Annotated in this window: 15 protein-coding genes; 1 reads left to right on the top strand and 14 read right to left on the bottom strand. The window is 66.9% G+C overall.

The genetic code is table 11. From position 1 onward, the window contains the following. Window positions 1–15: 15 nt before the first annotated feature. The 14 genes from der to trmJ form a co-directional block, all read right to left on the bottom strand. A complete protein-coding gene (der, locus tag BLP96_RS14715) occupies window positions 16–1,419 on the bottom strand; it encodes a ribosome biogenesis GTPase Der (RefSeq protein WP_089687479.1) in 1,404 nt (467 codons plus the stop codon). After that, window positions 1,416–2,570 (bottom strand): outer membrane protein assembly factor BamB, encoded by a 1,155-nt coding sequence (gene bamB / locus BLP96_RS14710; protein WP_089687475.1) that lies wholly within the window; start codon window positions 2,568–2,570, stop codon window positions 1,416–1,418. The genes der and bamB overlap by 4 nt, the downstream gene beginning before the upstream one ends. After that, window positions 2,567–3,226, bottom strand: coding sequence for a YfgM family protein (locus BLP96_RS14705; RefSeq protein ID WP_089687472.1), 660 nt, complete (start codon window positions 3,224–3,226; stop codon window positions 2,567–2,569). Before BLP96_RS14705 ends, bamB begins: the two co-directional genes overlap by 4 nt. A 68-nt stretch (window positions 3,227–3,294) precedes the next feature. Then, the gene (hisS, locus tag BLP96_RS14700) at window positions 3,295–4,605 is read right to left on the bottom strand and encodes a histidine--tRNA ligase (RefSeq protein WP_089687471.1); all 1,311 of its coding nucleotides are present in this window, start codon (window positions 4,603–4,605) and stop codon (window positions 3,295–3,297) included. Window positions 4,606–4,630: 25 nt separating this feature from the next. After that, entirely contained in the window at window positions 4,631–5,746 is a 1,116-nt protein-coding gene (gene ispG, locus BLP96_RS14695; protein WP_089687467.1) for a flavodoxin-dependent (E)-4-hydroxy-3-methylbut-2-enyl-diphosphate synthase, read from the bottom strand. 9 nt (window positions 5,747–5,755) lie between these two features. Continuing rightward, on the bottom strand, window positions 5,756–6,892 hold the full coding sequence (locus BLP96_RS14690; protein WP_089687464.1) for a RodZ domain-containing protein: 1,137 nt from the start codon (window positions 6,890–6,892) through the stop codon (window positions 5,756–5,758). A 29-nt stretch (window positions 6,893–6,921) separates the two neighbouring features. Next, window positions 6,922–7,650, bottom strand: a complete 729-nt coding sequence (gene pilW / locus BLP96_RS14685; protein WP_089687460.1) for a type IV pilus biogenesis/stability protein PilW — start codon at window positions 7,648–7,650, stop codon at window positions 6,922–6,924. 119 nt (window positions 7,651–7,769) lie between these two features. After that, window positions 7,770–8,897: a dual-specificity RNA methyltransferase RlmN gene (gene rlmN, locus BLP96_RS14680; protein WP_089687456.1), complete on the bottom strand. Its 1,128-nt coding sequence runs from the start codon at window positions 8,895–8,897 to the stop codon at window positions 7,770–7,772. Between the two features lie 58 nt (window positions 8,898–8,955). Next, window positions 8,956–9,384, bottom strand: coding sequence for a nucleoside-diphosphate kinase (gene ndk, locus BLP96_RS14675; RefSeq protein WP_089687453.1), 429 nt, complete (start codon window positions 9,382–9,384; stop codon window positions 8,956–8,958). Window positions 9,385–9,728: 344 nt separating this feature from the next. Beyond that, window positions 9,729–10,055 (bottom strand): HesB/IscA family protein, encoded by a 327-nt coding sequence (locus BLP96_RS14665; RefSeq protein WP_089687446.1) that lies wholly within the window; start codon window positions 10,053–10,055, stop codon window positions 9,729–9,731. Between the two features lie 31 nt (window positions 10,056–10,086). Beyond that, the gene (locus tag BLP96_RS14660; RefSeq protein WP_089687443.1) at window positions 10,087–11,235 is read right to left on the bottom strand and encodes an aminotransferase class V-fold PLP-dependent enzyme; all 1,149 of its coding nucleotides are present in this window, start codon (window positions 11,233–11,235) and stop codon (window positions 10,087–10,089) included. Window positions 11,236–11,281: 46 nt separating this feature from the next. Next, complete coding sequence (locus BLP96_RS14655) at window positions 11,282–11,755, bottom strand: Fe-S cluster assembly transcription factor (RefSeq protein ID WP_089687440.1); 474 nt, start codon at window positions 11,753–11,755, stop codon at window positions 11,282–11,284. A 133-nt stretch (window positions 11,756–11,888) separates the two neighbouring features. Further along, window positions 11,889–12,767, bottom strand: coding sequence for a serine O-acetyltransferase (gene cysE / locus BLP96_RS14650; protein ID WP_089687437.1), 879 nt, complete (start codon window positions 12,765–12,767; stop codon window positions 11,889–11,891). Window positions 12,768–12,876: 109 nt separating this feature from the next. After that, entirely contained in the window at window positions 12,877–13,635 is a 759-nt protein-coding gene (gene trmJ / locus BLP96_RS14645) for a tRNA (cytosine(32)/uridine(32)-2'-O)-methyltransferase TrmJ (RefSeq protein WP_089687435.1), read from the bottom strand. A 225-nt stretch (window positions 13,636–13,860) separates the two neighbouring features. On the opposite strand from trmJ, the gene BLP96_RS14640 reads away from it, so the two are divergent. Continuing rightward, window positions 13,861–14,655, top strand: a complete 795-nt coding sequence (locus BLP96_RS14640) for an inositol monophosphatase family protein (RefSeq protein WP_089687433.1) — start codon at window positions 13,861–13,863, stop codon at window positions 14,653–14,655. Window positions 14,656–14,671: the final 16 nt, after the last annotated feature.

The following is a 14,671-nucleotide window of genomic DNA, read 5'->3' as shown; positions in this document are numbered from 1 at the left end:
GCGGATGAGCGGGGATCAGCGACGGCGGCTGCGCGCGTCGCGGGTGCGGCCCAGTTCGCGTTGCTTGGCCTTCTCGCGGTCGCTGGCGCCGGCCAGGGGGTCGTAGGGGTTCTTGCCCGAGCGGAATTCGAAGCGAATCGGCGTTCCCTTGACCTTGAGCACCTTGCGAAAGGTGTTGGTCAGGTAGCGCTTGTAGGCTTCGGGCAGGGAGCCGGTCTGGTTGCCGTGGACGACGATGATCGGCGGGTTGCTGCCCCCCTGGTGAGCCATGCGCAGCTTGATGCGCCGGCCGTGGATCAACGGCGGCGGATGCTGAGCGACGGCGTCCTGCAGCAGGGTGGTGAGACGGTTGGTCGACCAGTGGGCATTGGCCGAGGCGAAGGCACGCTCGATGGACGGGTAGAGATCGCCCACGCCGGTGCCGTGCAATGCCGAGATGAAGTGCAGGTCGGCATAGTCGGCGAAGCCCAGGCGACGCTTGATTTCGGCGCGCATCTTCTCCTTGGCCTCCTGCTCCAGGCCGTCCCACTTGTTGACGGCCAATACCAGGGCACGACCGGTGGTCAGCACGTAATCCAGCAGGTGCAGGTCCTGTTCCACGAGCCCCGAGCGCGCGTCGAGCACCATGACGGCGACGTGACATTCCTTGATCGCCTCCAGGGTCTTGATGATCGAGAACTTCTCGGCCACCTCGCGGACGTTCTTGCGTCGCCGCACACCTGCCGTGTCGACCAGCACGTAGGGCTTGCCGCGGCGCTCGAAGGGGATCTCGATGGCGTCGCGAGTGGTGCCTGCCTCGTCGAACACCACCACGCGCTCTTCGCCGAGCATGCGGTTGACGAGGGTCGACTTGCCGACGTTGGGGCGGCCGATCACGCCGATGCGGATGCCTTTGCTGCCGGTGTCGGCGGGGATGCTCTCGTCGCGCTCGGGGAAGGGGGCGAGCACCGTCTCGATCAGCGCGGTGACGTTGCGCCCGTGGGCTGCGGCGATGGGATGGGGCTCGCCCAGACCGAGCTCCCAGAACTCGGCCATGGCACCGTGCTCTTCGAGACCGTCGGTCTTGTTGACCACCAGCCAGGTCTTCTTCTGATTGACGCGCAGGTGGTTGGCGATGGCCTCGTCGGCGACGTGCAGGCCGGCCCGTGCATCGACCATGAACAGCACGATGTCGGCCTCGTCGATGGCCGCCAGCGACTGCTCGGCCATGGCGGCGTCGATGCCCTCTTCGTCACCGCTGATGCCGCCGGTGTCGATCACCGTGTAGGCCTTGTCGCCCAGCAGGCCGTTGCCGTACTTGCGGTCGCGGGTCAGCCCCGCGAAGTCGGCTACCAGGGCGTCCCGGGAGCGGGTCAGGCGGTTGAAGAGGGTCGACTTGCCGACATTGGGGCGGCCGACCAGGGCGATCACGGGTGTCATTCGAGAATTTCCAGAGCCTCGAGATGGCCATCGTTGGCCAGTACGTAGATGCGACGGTAATCGGTGAGCGGGCGTACGCTGATGCCGGAGCCGTCGATGTGCGTGCGCGCGGCCAGTTCACCGCTCTGGGCATCGATCAGGTGCAGGTAGCCTTCGAAGTCGCCCATCACCAGGTGGCCGTCGGCAAAGGCCGGAGAGGTCAGTCGGCGTCCTTCGAGTGCGTCGTTGCGCCACAGCTCGGCGCCGCTGTCGGCATCCAGAGCGATGACATGGCTGGTGGCGTCGACCACGTACAGGCGGTCGCCCACCAGCACTGGGGTCTGATAGCTGGAGAGATCGCGCTGCCACTGCACTTCGCCGCTGGTGGCCTCCAGGGCGGCCAAGCGTCCGTTGTAGCTGGTGACGAACAGACGACCGTCGGGAGTCAATACCGGCTGGCCGTCCAGATCGACGAGGCGCTCGATCTCACTGCGACCCTGGGGTACGGCGATGCGCCGCTCCCATACGGGTTGGCCGTTGCGGTTGTCCAGAGTCACCAGGCGACCGTTGCCGAAACCGACGAAGGTCACCGGGTCGATGGCCTGCGGTGTGCCGGTGCCGCGCAGTGTCAGCGCGGGTTCGGTGCTGCTGTGCACCCAGCGTTCGTCGCCGGTGCGGCGGTCCAGGGCGGTTACGGTGCCGTCCCCGCTCTGGACGATGAGCAGCTGGTTGGTGGGCTGCGGGGCGGCGAGTACTTCGCTGGGCACGCTGGATCGCCATTCGACCTCGCCGCTCTCCTGGTCGAGGGAGAACACTTCGCCGTTGCGGGTGCCCAGATAGACTCGCTCGGCAACGGCGGTGAGACCGCTGGAAACGCCGACGTCGAGACGGGTCTCCCATACTTCGCGGCCGGTATCGGCATCGATGGCTGTCACCAGGCCGTTGGCGTCGGCCGCGAAGAGGGTATCGCCATCCCGCGCCGGGGCGATGGGGTTGGTCGCCCGGCCCAGGCCGTCACCCACGCTGTGTCCCCAGTCGCTGCGGAGTTCGGTCGTGGCGTCGAAATCGCGGAGCTCCTGTGGCGCATTGCGCGGCTCCGGCTTGCTGGCACAGCCGGCCAGGACCACAGCCAGGGTGGCGACGAGAACGAGAGGGATCTTGTTGCGAATCATAGGGTGGCCTCTTCCATGCCGAGATTGTCGAGCTTGAGTTCCACGCCGAACAGCGGCTGGTCGCGTTGCTCTGCCAGCGACAGGGCTTCGCGCCACGCCTCGCGTGCGTCGTCGCGGCGCTCCAGGGCTGCATAGGCGTCGCCCCGCACGTCGGCCCGCTGGGCAGCGAGCGCGTCGGGAATGCCGGACTCCAGGGTGTCCAGAGCCGCCTCTGCGTCATCGGAGGCGAGCATCAGACGTGCCAGGCGCAGCCGTGCGAGTCCGGGCAGGTAGGCATGGCGATCGGCGTCGATCACTGCCTGCAGGGCGCTGCGGGCGCCGTCGAGGTCGCCCTGCTGGACCGCCAGACGTGCCTCGATCAGGCGAGCCAGGTCAGCATACAGGCTCGTGTCATGTTCGGTGACGATTTCCTCGGCGAGGGAGCGCGCCTCTTCGAGGTTGGCGAGTTCGAGGTTGCCGGTGCCGGCCAGATTGACCAGCTGCTGGTAGCGCATCGATGCGGCGGTCGCCTGATCGTCCTGATAGCTCTGCCAGGCGTTCCAGCCCACCACCCCGGCGATGGCGATGGCCACGCCGGCAATCAGCGATACGGCATTTTCCTTCCACCAGCGCTTGAGCGCTTCTACCTGTTCTTCTTCGCTTCTCAGCTCCGCCACGGGCGGTCTCCTTTGACTGCGGCTATTGGGTTGCGATCTTGGGCACGGCGTGTCCGGGTCAGGGCCGGTCAGTCGGGTGCCTGGGCCAGCCATTCGGACAGGCAGGCGGCCAGCGTCTCACGGGGGATGGGCTGCTGATCTCGCGCCTCGCGCAGGAACTTGACGGTCACCCGTTGTTGGCTGAGCTCATCCTCGCCGAGCAGCAGCGCCAGGCGGGCACCGCTCTTGTCGGCTTTCTTGATGCGGCTCTTGAAGCTGCCCCCACCGCAGTGCAGCTGCAGGCGCAGCCCGGGCAGCTCGCTGCGCAGTTCCTCGGCCAGCAGCATCGCCGGCGCCTCGGCGCTCTCGTCGAGGGGCATCAGGTAGAGGTCCAGCGTGTCTTCGATGCTGGCGGGCATCAGCTCCAGCGTTTCGAGCAGCAGGATCAGTCGCTCGACCCCCAAGGCGAAACCCACCGCCGGGGTCGGCTTGCCGCCCAGCTGTTCCACCAGGCCGTCGTAGCGGCCGCCGGCACACACCGTGCCCTGGCTGCCCAGCGCCGAGGTGGTCCACTCGAAGACGGTGCGACCGTAGTAGTCCAGCCCGCGGACCAGGCGCGGATTGATCACGTAGTCGATGCCAGCGGCCTCGAGGCGGGCGGTGAGGCCCTCGAAGTGGACGCGGGATTCGGCGTCGAGATGGTCCATCAGCCGCGGTGCGTCGGCCAGCATGGCAGCCATGTCCGGGTTCTTGGAGTCGAGAATGCGCAGCGGGTTGCTGACGAGGCGCCGCCGCGAGTCTTCGTCGAGTCTGTCGAAGTGCGCCTCGAAGTAGGCGACCAGCTTGTCGCGGTAGGCGGCACGCGCCTCCGCCGAGCCCAGAGAATTGAGTTCCAGGGTGACGTGTTCGGCGAGGCCGAGCTCCTGCCACAGTCGAGCCGAGAGGAGGATCACTTCGGTGTCGATGTCCGGCCCCTCCAGGCCGAAGGCCTCCACGCCGAACTGGTGGAACTGCCGGTAGCGCCCTTTCTGCGGGCGTTCGTGGCGAAACATCGGCCCCTGGTACCACAGGCGCTGGGTCTGGTTGTGCAGCAGGCCGTGCTCCATGGCGGCGCGCACGCAGCTCGCCGTGCCCTCGGGGCGCAGGGTCAGGCTGTCGCCGTTGCGGTCCTCGAAGGTGTACATCTCCTTCTCGACGATGTCGGTGACCTCGCCGATGGAACGGGCGAACAACGCCGTCTGCTCGACGATGGGCGTGCGAATCTCGGCATAGCCGTAGCGGCGCATCAATGCCGCGACGGTGCCTTCGACGTACTGCCATCGGGCCGACTGATCCGGCAGCAGGTCGTTCATGCCACGGATGGCTTGGATCTTTTTCTGACTGCTGTGAGGCTTGCTCAATGCTGGCTCCTTGTCGTCGCTCGGCTCAGTCGCCACGAGCGATCACGTCCCGTTCGGCCTGCTCCTTCTCGCGCACCTTCTCGCGGATCAACCGCTCGAGGTCGTCGATCAGGTGGTCGTTGCGCAGCTTGGAGGCGGGTTTGCCATCCAGGTAGACGAGGTTGGCGGGGCTGCCGCCGGTGAGCCCGACGTCGCTCTCCTTGGCCTCGCCGGGACCGTTGACCACGCAGCCGATCACCGAGACGTCCAGCGGCGTCATGACGTCCTCGAGGCGCTCTTCCAGGGCGTTCATGGTGCCGATGACGTCGAAGTTCTGGCGCGAGCAGCTGGGGCAGGCGATGAAGTTGATGCCCTTGCTGCGCAGGCGCAGGCTCTTGAGCATGTCGTAGCCGACCTTGACCTCCTCGACCGGATCGGCGGCCAGCGATACGCGGATGGTGTCGCCGATGCCGTCCATGAGCAGCATGCCCAGGCCGATGGAGGACTTCACGGTGCCCGAGCGCAGCCCACCGGCTTCGGTGATCCCGAGGTGCAGCGGCTGCTCGATGCGCGAGGCCAGCTCGCGGTAGGCGGCCACCGCCATGAAGACATCGGAAGCCTTGACGCTCACCTTGAAGTCGGGGAAGTCGAGGCGATCGAGGTGGTCGATGTGACGCATGGCCGATTCCACCAGTGCGGCGGGCGTGGGCTCGCCGTACTTCTTCTGCAGATCCTTCTCCAAGGAACCGGCATTGACGCCGATGCGGATGGGGATGCCGTTGTCGCGCGCGGCGCTGACCACGGCCTGCACGCGATCCTCGCGGCCGATGTTGCCGGGATTGATGCGCAGGCAGTCGACGCCCAGCTCGGCGACGCGCAGGGCGATCCTGTAGTCGAAGTGGATGTCGGCGACCAGAGGTACGGTCACCTCACGCTTGATGCGTCCGAATGCCTCGGCGGCGTCCATGGTCGGCACCGAGACGCGCACGATGTCGGCGCCGGCGGCCTCGAGCTGACGGATCTGTGCCACGGTGGCCGTCACGTCGAGGGTGTCGGTATTGGTCATGCTCTGCACGGAGATGGGCGCATCGCCTCCGACGGCGACCTTGCCGACATGGATCTGGCGCGACGGGCGACGAACGATGGGGGATGGTGCATGCATGGCGGCGGATCATTCTCCCAGGGTGAAGCGGGCGACGTTGTTGGCGCCGGCACGGTCGGTGATGTTCACGACCTCGCCGCGCCACTCGAGCTCGACGCCGGAGGCGTTGCCGACGGTCAGGCGAAACGGTGGTTCGCCTTCGACGCGAGCGCTGGTTCCGGGTTCCTGAAGACCCACGAAGATGCGCTCGTCGTTGGCGTCGAACACTTCGGTCCACGATTGCTGGTTGAAGGTGAATGCCAACACGTTGGCGTCGGCATTCGCGGCACCGTCTTGCGGCTCGGAAGCCGCCCCGTCGGCGCTTGTCGCCTCTGGTGCGGCGGATTCGTTCTCGGCGTTGGAGGCGTCGTCGTCGACATCGGCGACCGTCTCGTCGCCGCCGGTTTCATCGGTGGTCGTCGGCGTTTCGGAGGCTGTCGAGCTTTCGTCGCTGTCGACGGGTGCGGAATCGTCGAGCGCGGCGTTCGCCGTCTCGGGTTCGGCTGGCGCGGTGGCCGACAGCGTTTGGCTGGCGCTCGGGTCGACGCGATCCACGGCGGTGGTGGCGTCGTCGGGCATGGAAGATGCTGCCGACTCGTCGCCCAAGGGGTCGACGCCCTCTTCCGGTAGCGGCGGGAGGCCTTCGTCGCTCGTTGGCTGCCGTGACTCTTCGACCACCGACGAGGTGCCGTCGAGGCCGTCCACCGAGACGGAGCCGCTATCGCTCACATCGGGGGGCTCGCCGCCGCCGCGGCTTTGCCACCATACTAGCGTCAGCCCGATGAGGCCGGCGATGACCAGCAGGGTGACCAGCTTGAACAGCCAGGCGCCGAGCCGCGACGGCGGCTTGGTGACCTGGACGGGAGTGGTGTGCTGCGGCGGCTCCTCGTGGCCGAAACGGCGCGTGTAGGCGTCGAGGATGGGGCGCTCCTCGATGCCCAGCAGGCGGGCGTAGGCGCGCAGGTAGCCGCGACGATAAGCCGCGATGGGCACCTGGTCGTAGGTGTCCTCCTCCAGGCCCACCACCACGGCGGGACGCAGATTGAGCGCCGTGGCGACCTCGCCTCGGCTCAGGCCCTGCGTCTCGCGCTCGCGTCGCAGCAGTTCCCCGGGAGAGGAACTCTGAGACACGAGATCGGCGGCATCGGTGTCGTGGGTGTCGCTCATGGCTGAGCTTCCTTCATGATAAACGTTGTTCATGGAGCGTCTGGGTCACTGCGCAGCGCGGCGTCGCCGCTGCGGGCAGTGGCGATCTCGTTGGCCAGCGCGCGGGCCTCGGCCGTTTCGCCGGCCAGGCTCATGTAGCGTTCCAATTGACGCTGGGCCTGGGCGAGTTCGCCCTCGGCCAGTGCCAGGTCGGCCAGGCGCAGATAGGCACTGGCATAGCGCGGATCGAGGCTGACGGCCCGTTCCAGGCTCGTGCGGGCGGCGTCGATCTCGCCTTGGTCGCGGCGACAACGCCCGAGATTGGCAAACAGTTGGGCGCGCCGGGCGTACTGTGTATCGCGGGTGGCGTGCTCGAGCTGTTCGCAGGCTTCTTCAGTGCGGCCTAGGTCATACAGAAAGGCGGCATAGTTGTTGCGCGCCTGGGTGAAGTCGGGGTCGCTGCTCAGGGCCCGTCGAAAGGCCTCTTCGGCGAGATCGTCTTCACCCTGGCGCTGATAGGCCACGGCCATGGCCTGCAGTGCTTCCGGCGACGATGGATCGTGCTCCAGGGCACGATCCAGGGCCGACATGGCGCGCGGTAGATTGTTGCGCTCGAGGTACGCGACACCCAGCCGAGTGTAGGCTTCGGCAGCACCTCCGCCAGCGTCGTCGGTTCGCTCTGTCATGCCCGCACAGCCGCCCAGCCACAGCGACCCGGCCAGGACTGCCGCGAGGGACAGGGGCGAGCGGCGAGGTAGCAGCCAGGGATGACGCGTCATGGCATCCTCTTCAAGGGGTGCAACGGACCGGTGGCGCTGACATCGAGATGCAGGCCGACCGTGGCGAAAAGCCTGTCCATCAAAGCGCCGTGCCGGACTGAAGTCAAGGCGGGCACGGTTCAGTCGGCATCGATCTGGATCGAGCGGATGTAGCGTTCGTGGCGGCGCGTGCGGTCCTTCACCCGCCCCACCAACTGGCCGCAGGCGGCGTCGATATCGTCGCCGCGGGTGGTACGGATCGGTGCCGTGTAGCCGAGTTCATACAGCCACTGCTGAAAGCGCATTGCCTGGTTGCGTGACGGTTTCTCGTACCCCGAGTGGGGGAACGGGTTGAAGGGGATGAGGTTGATCTTGCACGGCAGCTCGTGCAGCAGCTCGGCGAGCTCCCGGGCGTGCACCTGCTGATCGTTGACGTCCTTGATCAGGGTGTACTCGATGGTGACCATGCGCGTGTCGTCGCACTTGGCGAGATAGCGCTGGCAGGCGTCGAGCAGGGTACGAATATTGTACTTGCGGTTGAGCGGCACCAGCTCGTTGCGCAGCGTGTCGTTGGCGGCGTGCAGCGAGATGGCCAGGCTCACGTCGAGCTCGTCGCCGAGCTTGTCCAGCATCGGCACCACCCCGGAGGTGGAGAGGGTGACGCGGCGCTTGGAGAGCCCGTAGCCGTTGTCGTCGAGCATCAGCTTCATCGCCGGCACGACGTTGTCGTAGTTCATCAGCGGCTCGCCCATGCCCATCATCACCACGTTGGTCACCGGGCGGTTGGCGGTGTCCTTGCGCGGTCCGACGCTGCGCTGGGCCACCCACACCTGGCCGATGATCTCGGCGGCGGAGAGGTTGCGCTGGAAGCCTTGCTTGCCGGTGGAGCAGAAGCTGCAGTCGAGCGAGCAGCCGACCTGAGACGAGACGCACAGGGTGCGGCGCTTGCCGTCGTCGGCGGGAATCAGCACCGTCTCGACGTAGCTGCCGTCTCCCACTTCCAGCACCCACTTGCGCGTACCGTCGCTGGAGGTGCCTTCGTAGACGACCCCGGGACCGCGGATCTCGGCCACCTCGGCCAGGCGCTCGCGCAGCGCCTTGGAGAGGTTGGTCATGGCCGCGAAGTCGTCGCATCCCTCGTGGTGGATCCACTTCATCACCTGGGCGGCGCGGAACTTCTTTTCGCCGAGCGACAGGAAGAAGGCTTCCATCGCATCGCGGGAGAGACCGAGCAGGTTGGTTTTCTGGGGGGCGGTATCAGCGGTCATGGCGTCACGCTACGGGTTGGGCTGGAGGCGGGGGTCATGGCCCCCGCGAGAGAGGCATTCAGCCGCGAGGACAGATTTCGTTCTCTTCGAAGAAATAAGCGATCTCGCGTGCGGCCGACTCGGGAGAGTCCGAACCGTGCACCGCGTTGGCATCGATGGTTTCGGCGAAGTCGGCGCGGATGGTGCCCGGCGCGGCTTCCTTGGGGTTGGTGGCGCCCATCAGCTCACGGTTGGCGGCAATGGCGTTTTCGCCTTCCAGCACCTGCACCACCACCGGACCGGAGGTCATGAAGCCGACGAGGTCGTTGAAGAAGGGGCGCTCCTTGTGCTCGGCGTAGAAGCCTTCCGCCTGCTCGCGAGACAGGTGCAGCATCTTGGCGGCGACGATGGCCAGCCCGCCCTTCTCGAAACGGCTCTCGATCTCGCCGATCACGTTCTTGGCGACGGCGTCGGGCTTGATGATGGACAGGGTGCGTTCGGTTGCCATGGGCGTACTCTCCGTGGACGGTGCAGATGAGGATAGCGCCGCGTTTGCCGAAACTCGCGAGGAGTCGGCAGGCGCGGCGCTTCGAAGAAGATGCGTTGGCGTCGACCGCCAGACGATCGGCGCAGACGGTTCAGCGCAAATGCAGTGGACGCAAAGTATAACGCTCCTGACGGGCGTTGAACAATCGTTGCTCCAGTGGAAAGAAACGCTGCACAAGTCGGCGAGCGGAGTGAAGCGCCAGGCGCACGCAGCGCAGACACCGGAGCCTATGCGGTACTAGGTGAGGATGTCGCGCCGCGCGCAACGCAGCGATTTGCCCGCGCAGACACTTGTGCAGTGCTGCTTCAGACGCTGAAGCTCTCGCCGCACCCACACTGGTCCTTGACGTTGGGGTTGTTGAAGCGGAAGAAGCGGTTGAGCCCTTCGTTGACGTAGTCGACCTCGCTGCCGTCGAGCATTTCCAAGGCATCGGGGGCGACGTAGACGGTCACGCCGCGCTCCTGGAAGGCGACGTCGTCATCGGCCGACTCGTCGGCGAAGTCGAGCACGTAGCTGTAGCCGGAACAACCGCTGGGCTTGACCGAGACCCGCAGGCCCAGGCCGTGGCCGCGCTCCTCGAGCACCCGGCGGATCTGCTCGGCAGCGGCATCGGTGATCGAAAGGTGTGCCATGGTGGTTCTCCTGCAAGGGTGGGTGGAGCGGCTAGCGCCGCAGGCCGGTGAGGGCGTGATGCAGCGAAGCCAGCGCCTGGTCGATGTCCGCCTCGGTGGTGAAGCGACCGAAGCTGAAGCGCAGCGAGGCCAGCGCCAGAGAGCGCGGCACGCCGATACCCTTCAACACGTAGGACGGCTCGACGCTCGCTGAGTTGCAAGCCGAGCCGGTGGAAAGGGCAACGTCGCGCAGCGCCATGAGCAGCGATTCGCCATCCACGCCCTCGAAGGCGAGGTTGAGAATGTTGGGGACCGCCACTGCGAGGTCGGTGTTGCGGTGGATGCCGTCGAGGTCGGAGAGACCGGCGAGCAGGCGGTCGCGCAGCGCGGTGATGCGTGCCTGGTCGGCTTCACCTTCGGCGACGGTCAAGGCAATGGCTTCGCCCATGCCCGCGATCTGGTGGGTGGGCAGGGTGCCGGAGCGCATGCCGCGTTCGTGTCCGCCGCCGTGAATCAGTGCTTCCAGGCGAAGATCGGGGCTGCGCCGCACGTAGAGCGCGCCGATGCCCTTGGGGCCGTAGAGCTTGTGGCCGGAGAGCGACAGTAGATCGATGCCGAGCCGTTCGACGTCGAGTGGAATGCGTCCCACTGCCTGAGCGGCATCGACGTGGAAGGCGGCGCCGCCGGCGTGGGCGACTTCGGCGAGTGCCGCCAGGTCGTGTATGCAGCCCAGCTCGTTGTTCACCGCCATCAGCGAGACCAGCACGGTATCGGGGCGTAGCGCCTCGCCCAACTGCTCGGGGGTGACGCGTCCGTCTCGGCCGGGAGTGAGCCAGGTGACCTCGTAGCCCTCGCTCTCCAGCGCCGCGGCGGTGTCGACCACGGCCTTGTGCTCGACGACGGAGGTCACCAGGTGGCGGCCGCGGCCGCGATTGGCGCGCAGAAAACCGGTCAGCGCCAGGTTGTCGGCTTCGGTGGCGCCGCTCGTCCAGACGATCTCGCGCGGGTCGGCGCCGATGGCGTCGGCGACCTGGCGACGTGCACTCTCCACCACCTGCTCCGCCTGCCAGCCTAGCATGTGGCTGCGCGACGCGGGATTGGCGAAGATGCCGTCCAGAGTGAGGTGACGGCTCATCGCCTCGGCCACGCGCGGGTCGACCGGGGTGGTGGCGGCATAGTCGAGATAGACGAGGGCGCTCATGGGCTCGCGGGCGTCTCCATGCTGAGTGTCCAGGGGCGGGGCGGCGTCAGGGCGAGCTGGTGGTGGCGATGGTGTCGGCGGTGCGGGTGCTGCGTTGACGCGCCGCGATGCGCTGCACCTCTCCGCTGGCGACCAACTGCCCCAGGGTGATGCCGTCGAGAAAGCCGCGGATCTGCTCGGAGAGGTCGCACCACAGGTGGTGAGTCAGGCAGGTGTCGCCCTGCTGGCAATCGGACAAGCCCTGACAGCGCGTGGCATCCACCGATTCGTCGACGGCGTCGATGACCCGCGACACCGAGATCTCGTCGGGCAGCGCACCGAGCAGATAGCCGCCTCCGGGGCCACGCACGCTCTTGACCAGTTCCGCGCGGCGCAGGCGGGCGAAGAGCTGCTCCAGGTAAGGCAACGATATCTCCTGACGTCGGGAAATATCGGCCAGGCTGGTGGGCCCCTTGTCGACATGCAGGGCCAGGTCGAGCATGGCAGTGACGGCGTAGCGTCCCTTGGTGGTCAAACGCATGGTGGGCTCGTCGAATGCATAGCTGGCTTACCTCGGCGGCGGGCAGACCGTCGCCCGGTGGGCGTTCAAGCCACCACCGACGGCAGGGCCACGGGAGTCGAACGATCATTATGGTAAAGACCCAGTACGGCGGTCAACCATTCTCCCGCGGGCCGCCCTGCGACGTCTCGCCGCGCTCGGCAGAGGCGTTTTCCTCGTCGTCATCGCGATGGGTGGGGCCGCAGCAGCTCTCCACATCGGCGAGTATCTCGGCGAAGTCCTCGTCGCGCAGCTCAGGCAGGCGGCCATCGCGGTAGCCGGCGTCGAGCTTGCGCAGGGTCTGGCACATGCGTTCGATGCGCTCGTCCACGGCATGCATGTGGTCGAGCATGGCCTGGATCGAGCGCGCCACCGGGTCGGGCATGTCCTCGCTGACCCCGTAGGCATCGAAGCCGAACTTGCGGCGCATGGCCTCGCGCCGCTCGGGATCCACGGCCAGCGCTTCGGCGGCATCGGGGTCGTCGCGCTTGACGATCTTGCCGGGAATGCCCACCACCGTGGCCCCGGCGGGAACCTCCTTGGTGACCACGGCGTTGGAGCCGATCTTGGCCCCGGCGCCCACCGTGAAGGGGCCGAGGATCTTGGCGCCAGCCCCTACGATGACGCCGTCCTCCAGGGTTGGATGACGCTTGCCCTTGTTCCAGCTGGTACCGCCCAGCGTGACGCTCTGGTAGAGGGTGACGTCGTCGCCCACCTCGGCGGTTTCGCCGATCACCACGCCCATGCCGTGGTCGATGAAGAAACGCCGTCCGATCGTCGCACCCGGGTGGATCTCCACTCCGGTGAGCCAGCGGGCGAAGGTGGAGAGCGTGCGTGCCAGCCACTTGAGGTTCTTTTGCCATAGCCAGTGGCTCAGACGATGGATCAGCAGCGCATGCAGGCCCGGATAGTTGGTCAGCACTTCCAGGAAGTTGCGTGCCGCCGGGTCGCGGGCGAATACGCTGTTGATGTCCTCGCGAAGGCGTTGAAACATGCGACGGTCCTGTGTGGCAGGGGGTGGCGGGGTGCTCGGCAGACGCCACCGGGAATCGTCTTCCCATTATTGGGGGCGGCACCAGGCCGCTTCAAGCGCTCGGCGGACATCACTCCCCGCTATCGCTGGTGCGCTGGGCGTCGGCCTGCTGTTCGGTGGCGGTGAGAATGCCACGCAGGATGTTGATCTCCAGGCGCTCGGGACGGGCGCGTAGGGTGAAGCGGCGCAGCCGTGCCATCAACTGGCGGGGCGTTTTCGGGTCATGGAATCCGATGGCGATCAGGGTGCGCTCGAGATGCTCGAAATAGCGTTCGAGCTCGTCGTGACTCGCCAGACTGGGCGACTCCTCGGGCGAGACGGCGGTCGTGGCGCTGTCGAGCCACGCCTGGCGACACTCGTAGGCGAGCACCTGCACCGCTGCAGCGAGGTTGAGCGAGCTGAAGTCCGGGTTGGTGGGGATGTGCACGTGGGCGTGGCAGCGCTGCAGCTCGGCGTTGGTGAGGCCGCTGTCCTCACGACCGAGCACCAGCGCTACCCGGGCGTCATCGCTGGCCAATTCCTCGGGCAGACGCGCACCGAGTTCGCGCGGCGTTAGCATCGGCCAGGGCAGGGTGCGCGAGCGAGCGCTGGCCCCCACGGCCAGGGTACAGTCGGCTATCGCCGCGTCCAGGGTATCGTGCACGCGGGCGGCGTGCACCAGGTGGTCGGCACCCGAGGCGCGCGAGATGCTGTCGGCAGTGAGCGGCTCGCAGCGCGGCGCTACCAGCGCCAGATCGGAAAGCCCCATGTTGTGCATGGCCCGCGCCGTGGCGCCAATGTTGCCGGGATGGCTGGTGCCGATCAGGACGATGCGGATGCGCTCGAGCATGGTGAAAGCCCCTGCAGCGATGAATGAAGGGACAAGAGTCTAGCATGCTGGCTACGGGCTACGGGCTACGGGCTACGGGCTACGGGCTACGGGCTACGGGCTACGGGCTACGGGCTACGGGTGACGGGTCCGATGGCGTGCCCCGCCCGCTTCTGCTAGGATTCGCGCCATCGTTCCGAGCGAACGTCCCGTTCTTTAACACCACCGAGTACCCAAGGCCCGATCATGCATCCGATGGTCCAATTTGCGTTGCGTGCCTCGCGCAGCGCCGCCGAACAGTTCCTGCGCATTCGCGAGCGTATCGAGAATGCCCATGAAGAACACAATCTTCAGCGCACGTTGCAGGAAGCCGCCCGCAACGCCGAGACGTTGATCACCCGTCAGCTCTCGCGTGGCTACCCCCAGCATGGGATGGTCGGCCGCTATACCCCCTATCGCGCGGGAGAGGGCGAAGGGCGCGACGTGTTGTGGCGGATCGAACCCTTCCACGGCTACTCCAACCTCGGTGTGGCCGCCTCCGGATTCGCGCTCTCCGTCGTTTGCCTGGTCAAGGGTCGAGCGGAACACGCCGTGGTGATCTGTCCGTTCAGCGACGATGAATACCTGGCCAGCCGTGGTCGCGGTGCTCAGCTCAACGGCAAGCGCATCCGCGTACCCAAGACCACGTCGATCGGTGGAGCACGCTTGGCGATGAGCCTGCCCGAGGCATCGCTGCGTACCCGCTATCTGCCCAGCTACCTGACCCTGGTGCAGCAGCTCGGCCCCCAGGTCGAGTTGATGCTTGCCTCGGGCAGTGGCCTGCTGGATATCGCCGAACTCGCCGCTGGGCATGTGGATGCCGCCTTCGTACTGGGGCTGGAGGAGCAGGACATGCATGTCGGCTCACTGCTGCTCAAGGAGGCCGGGGCGCTGATGGGTACTCCGGACGGTCAGCCGGGCGTGACGGTGGAGGGGCCGTTGATGGCCGCCGGGCCGCGGCTCTACAAGGCGCTGGTGCAGCAGTTGAAGCCGCACTTCTGAGCCAGCAGCCTTGAGC

The organism is Billgrantia gudaonensis, assembly GCF_900100195.1.
GTDB lineage: Bacteria > Pseudomonadota > Gammaproteobacteria > Pseudomonadales > Halomonadaceae > Halomonas > Halomonas gudaonensis.
The sequence above is the reverse complement of the archived record's forward strand: the minus strand, read 5'-3'. Positions and strand labels throughout refer to the sequence as shown.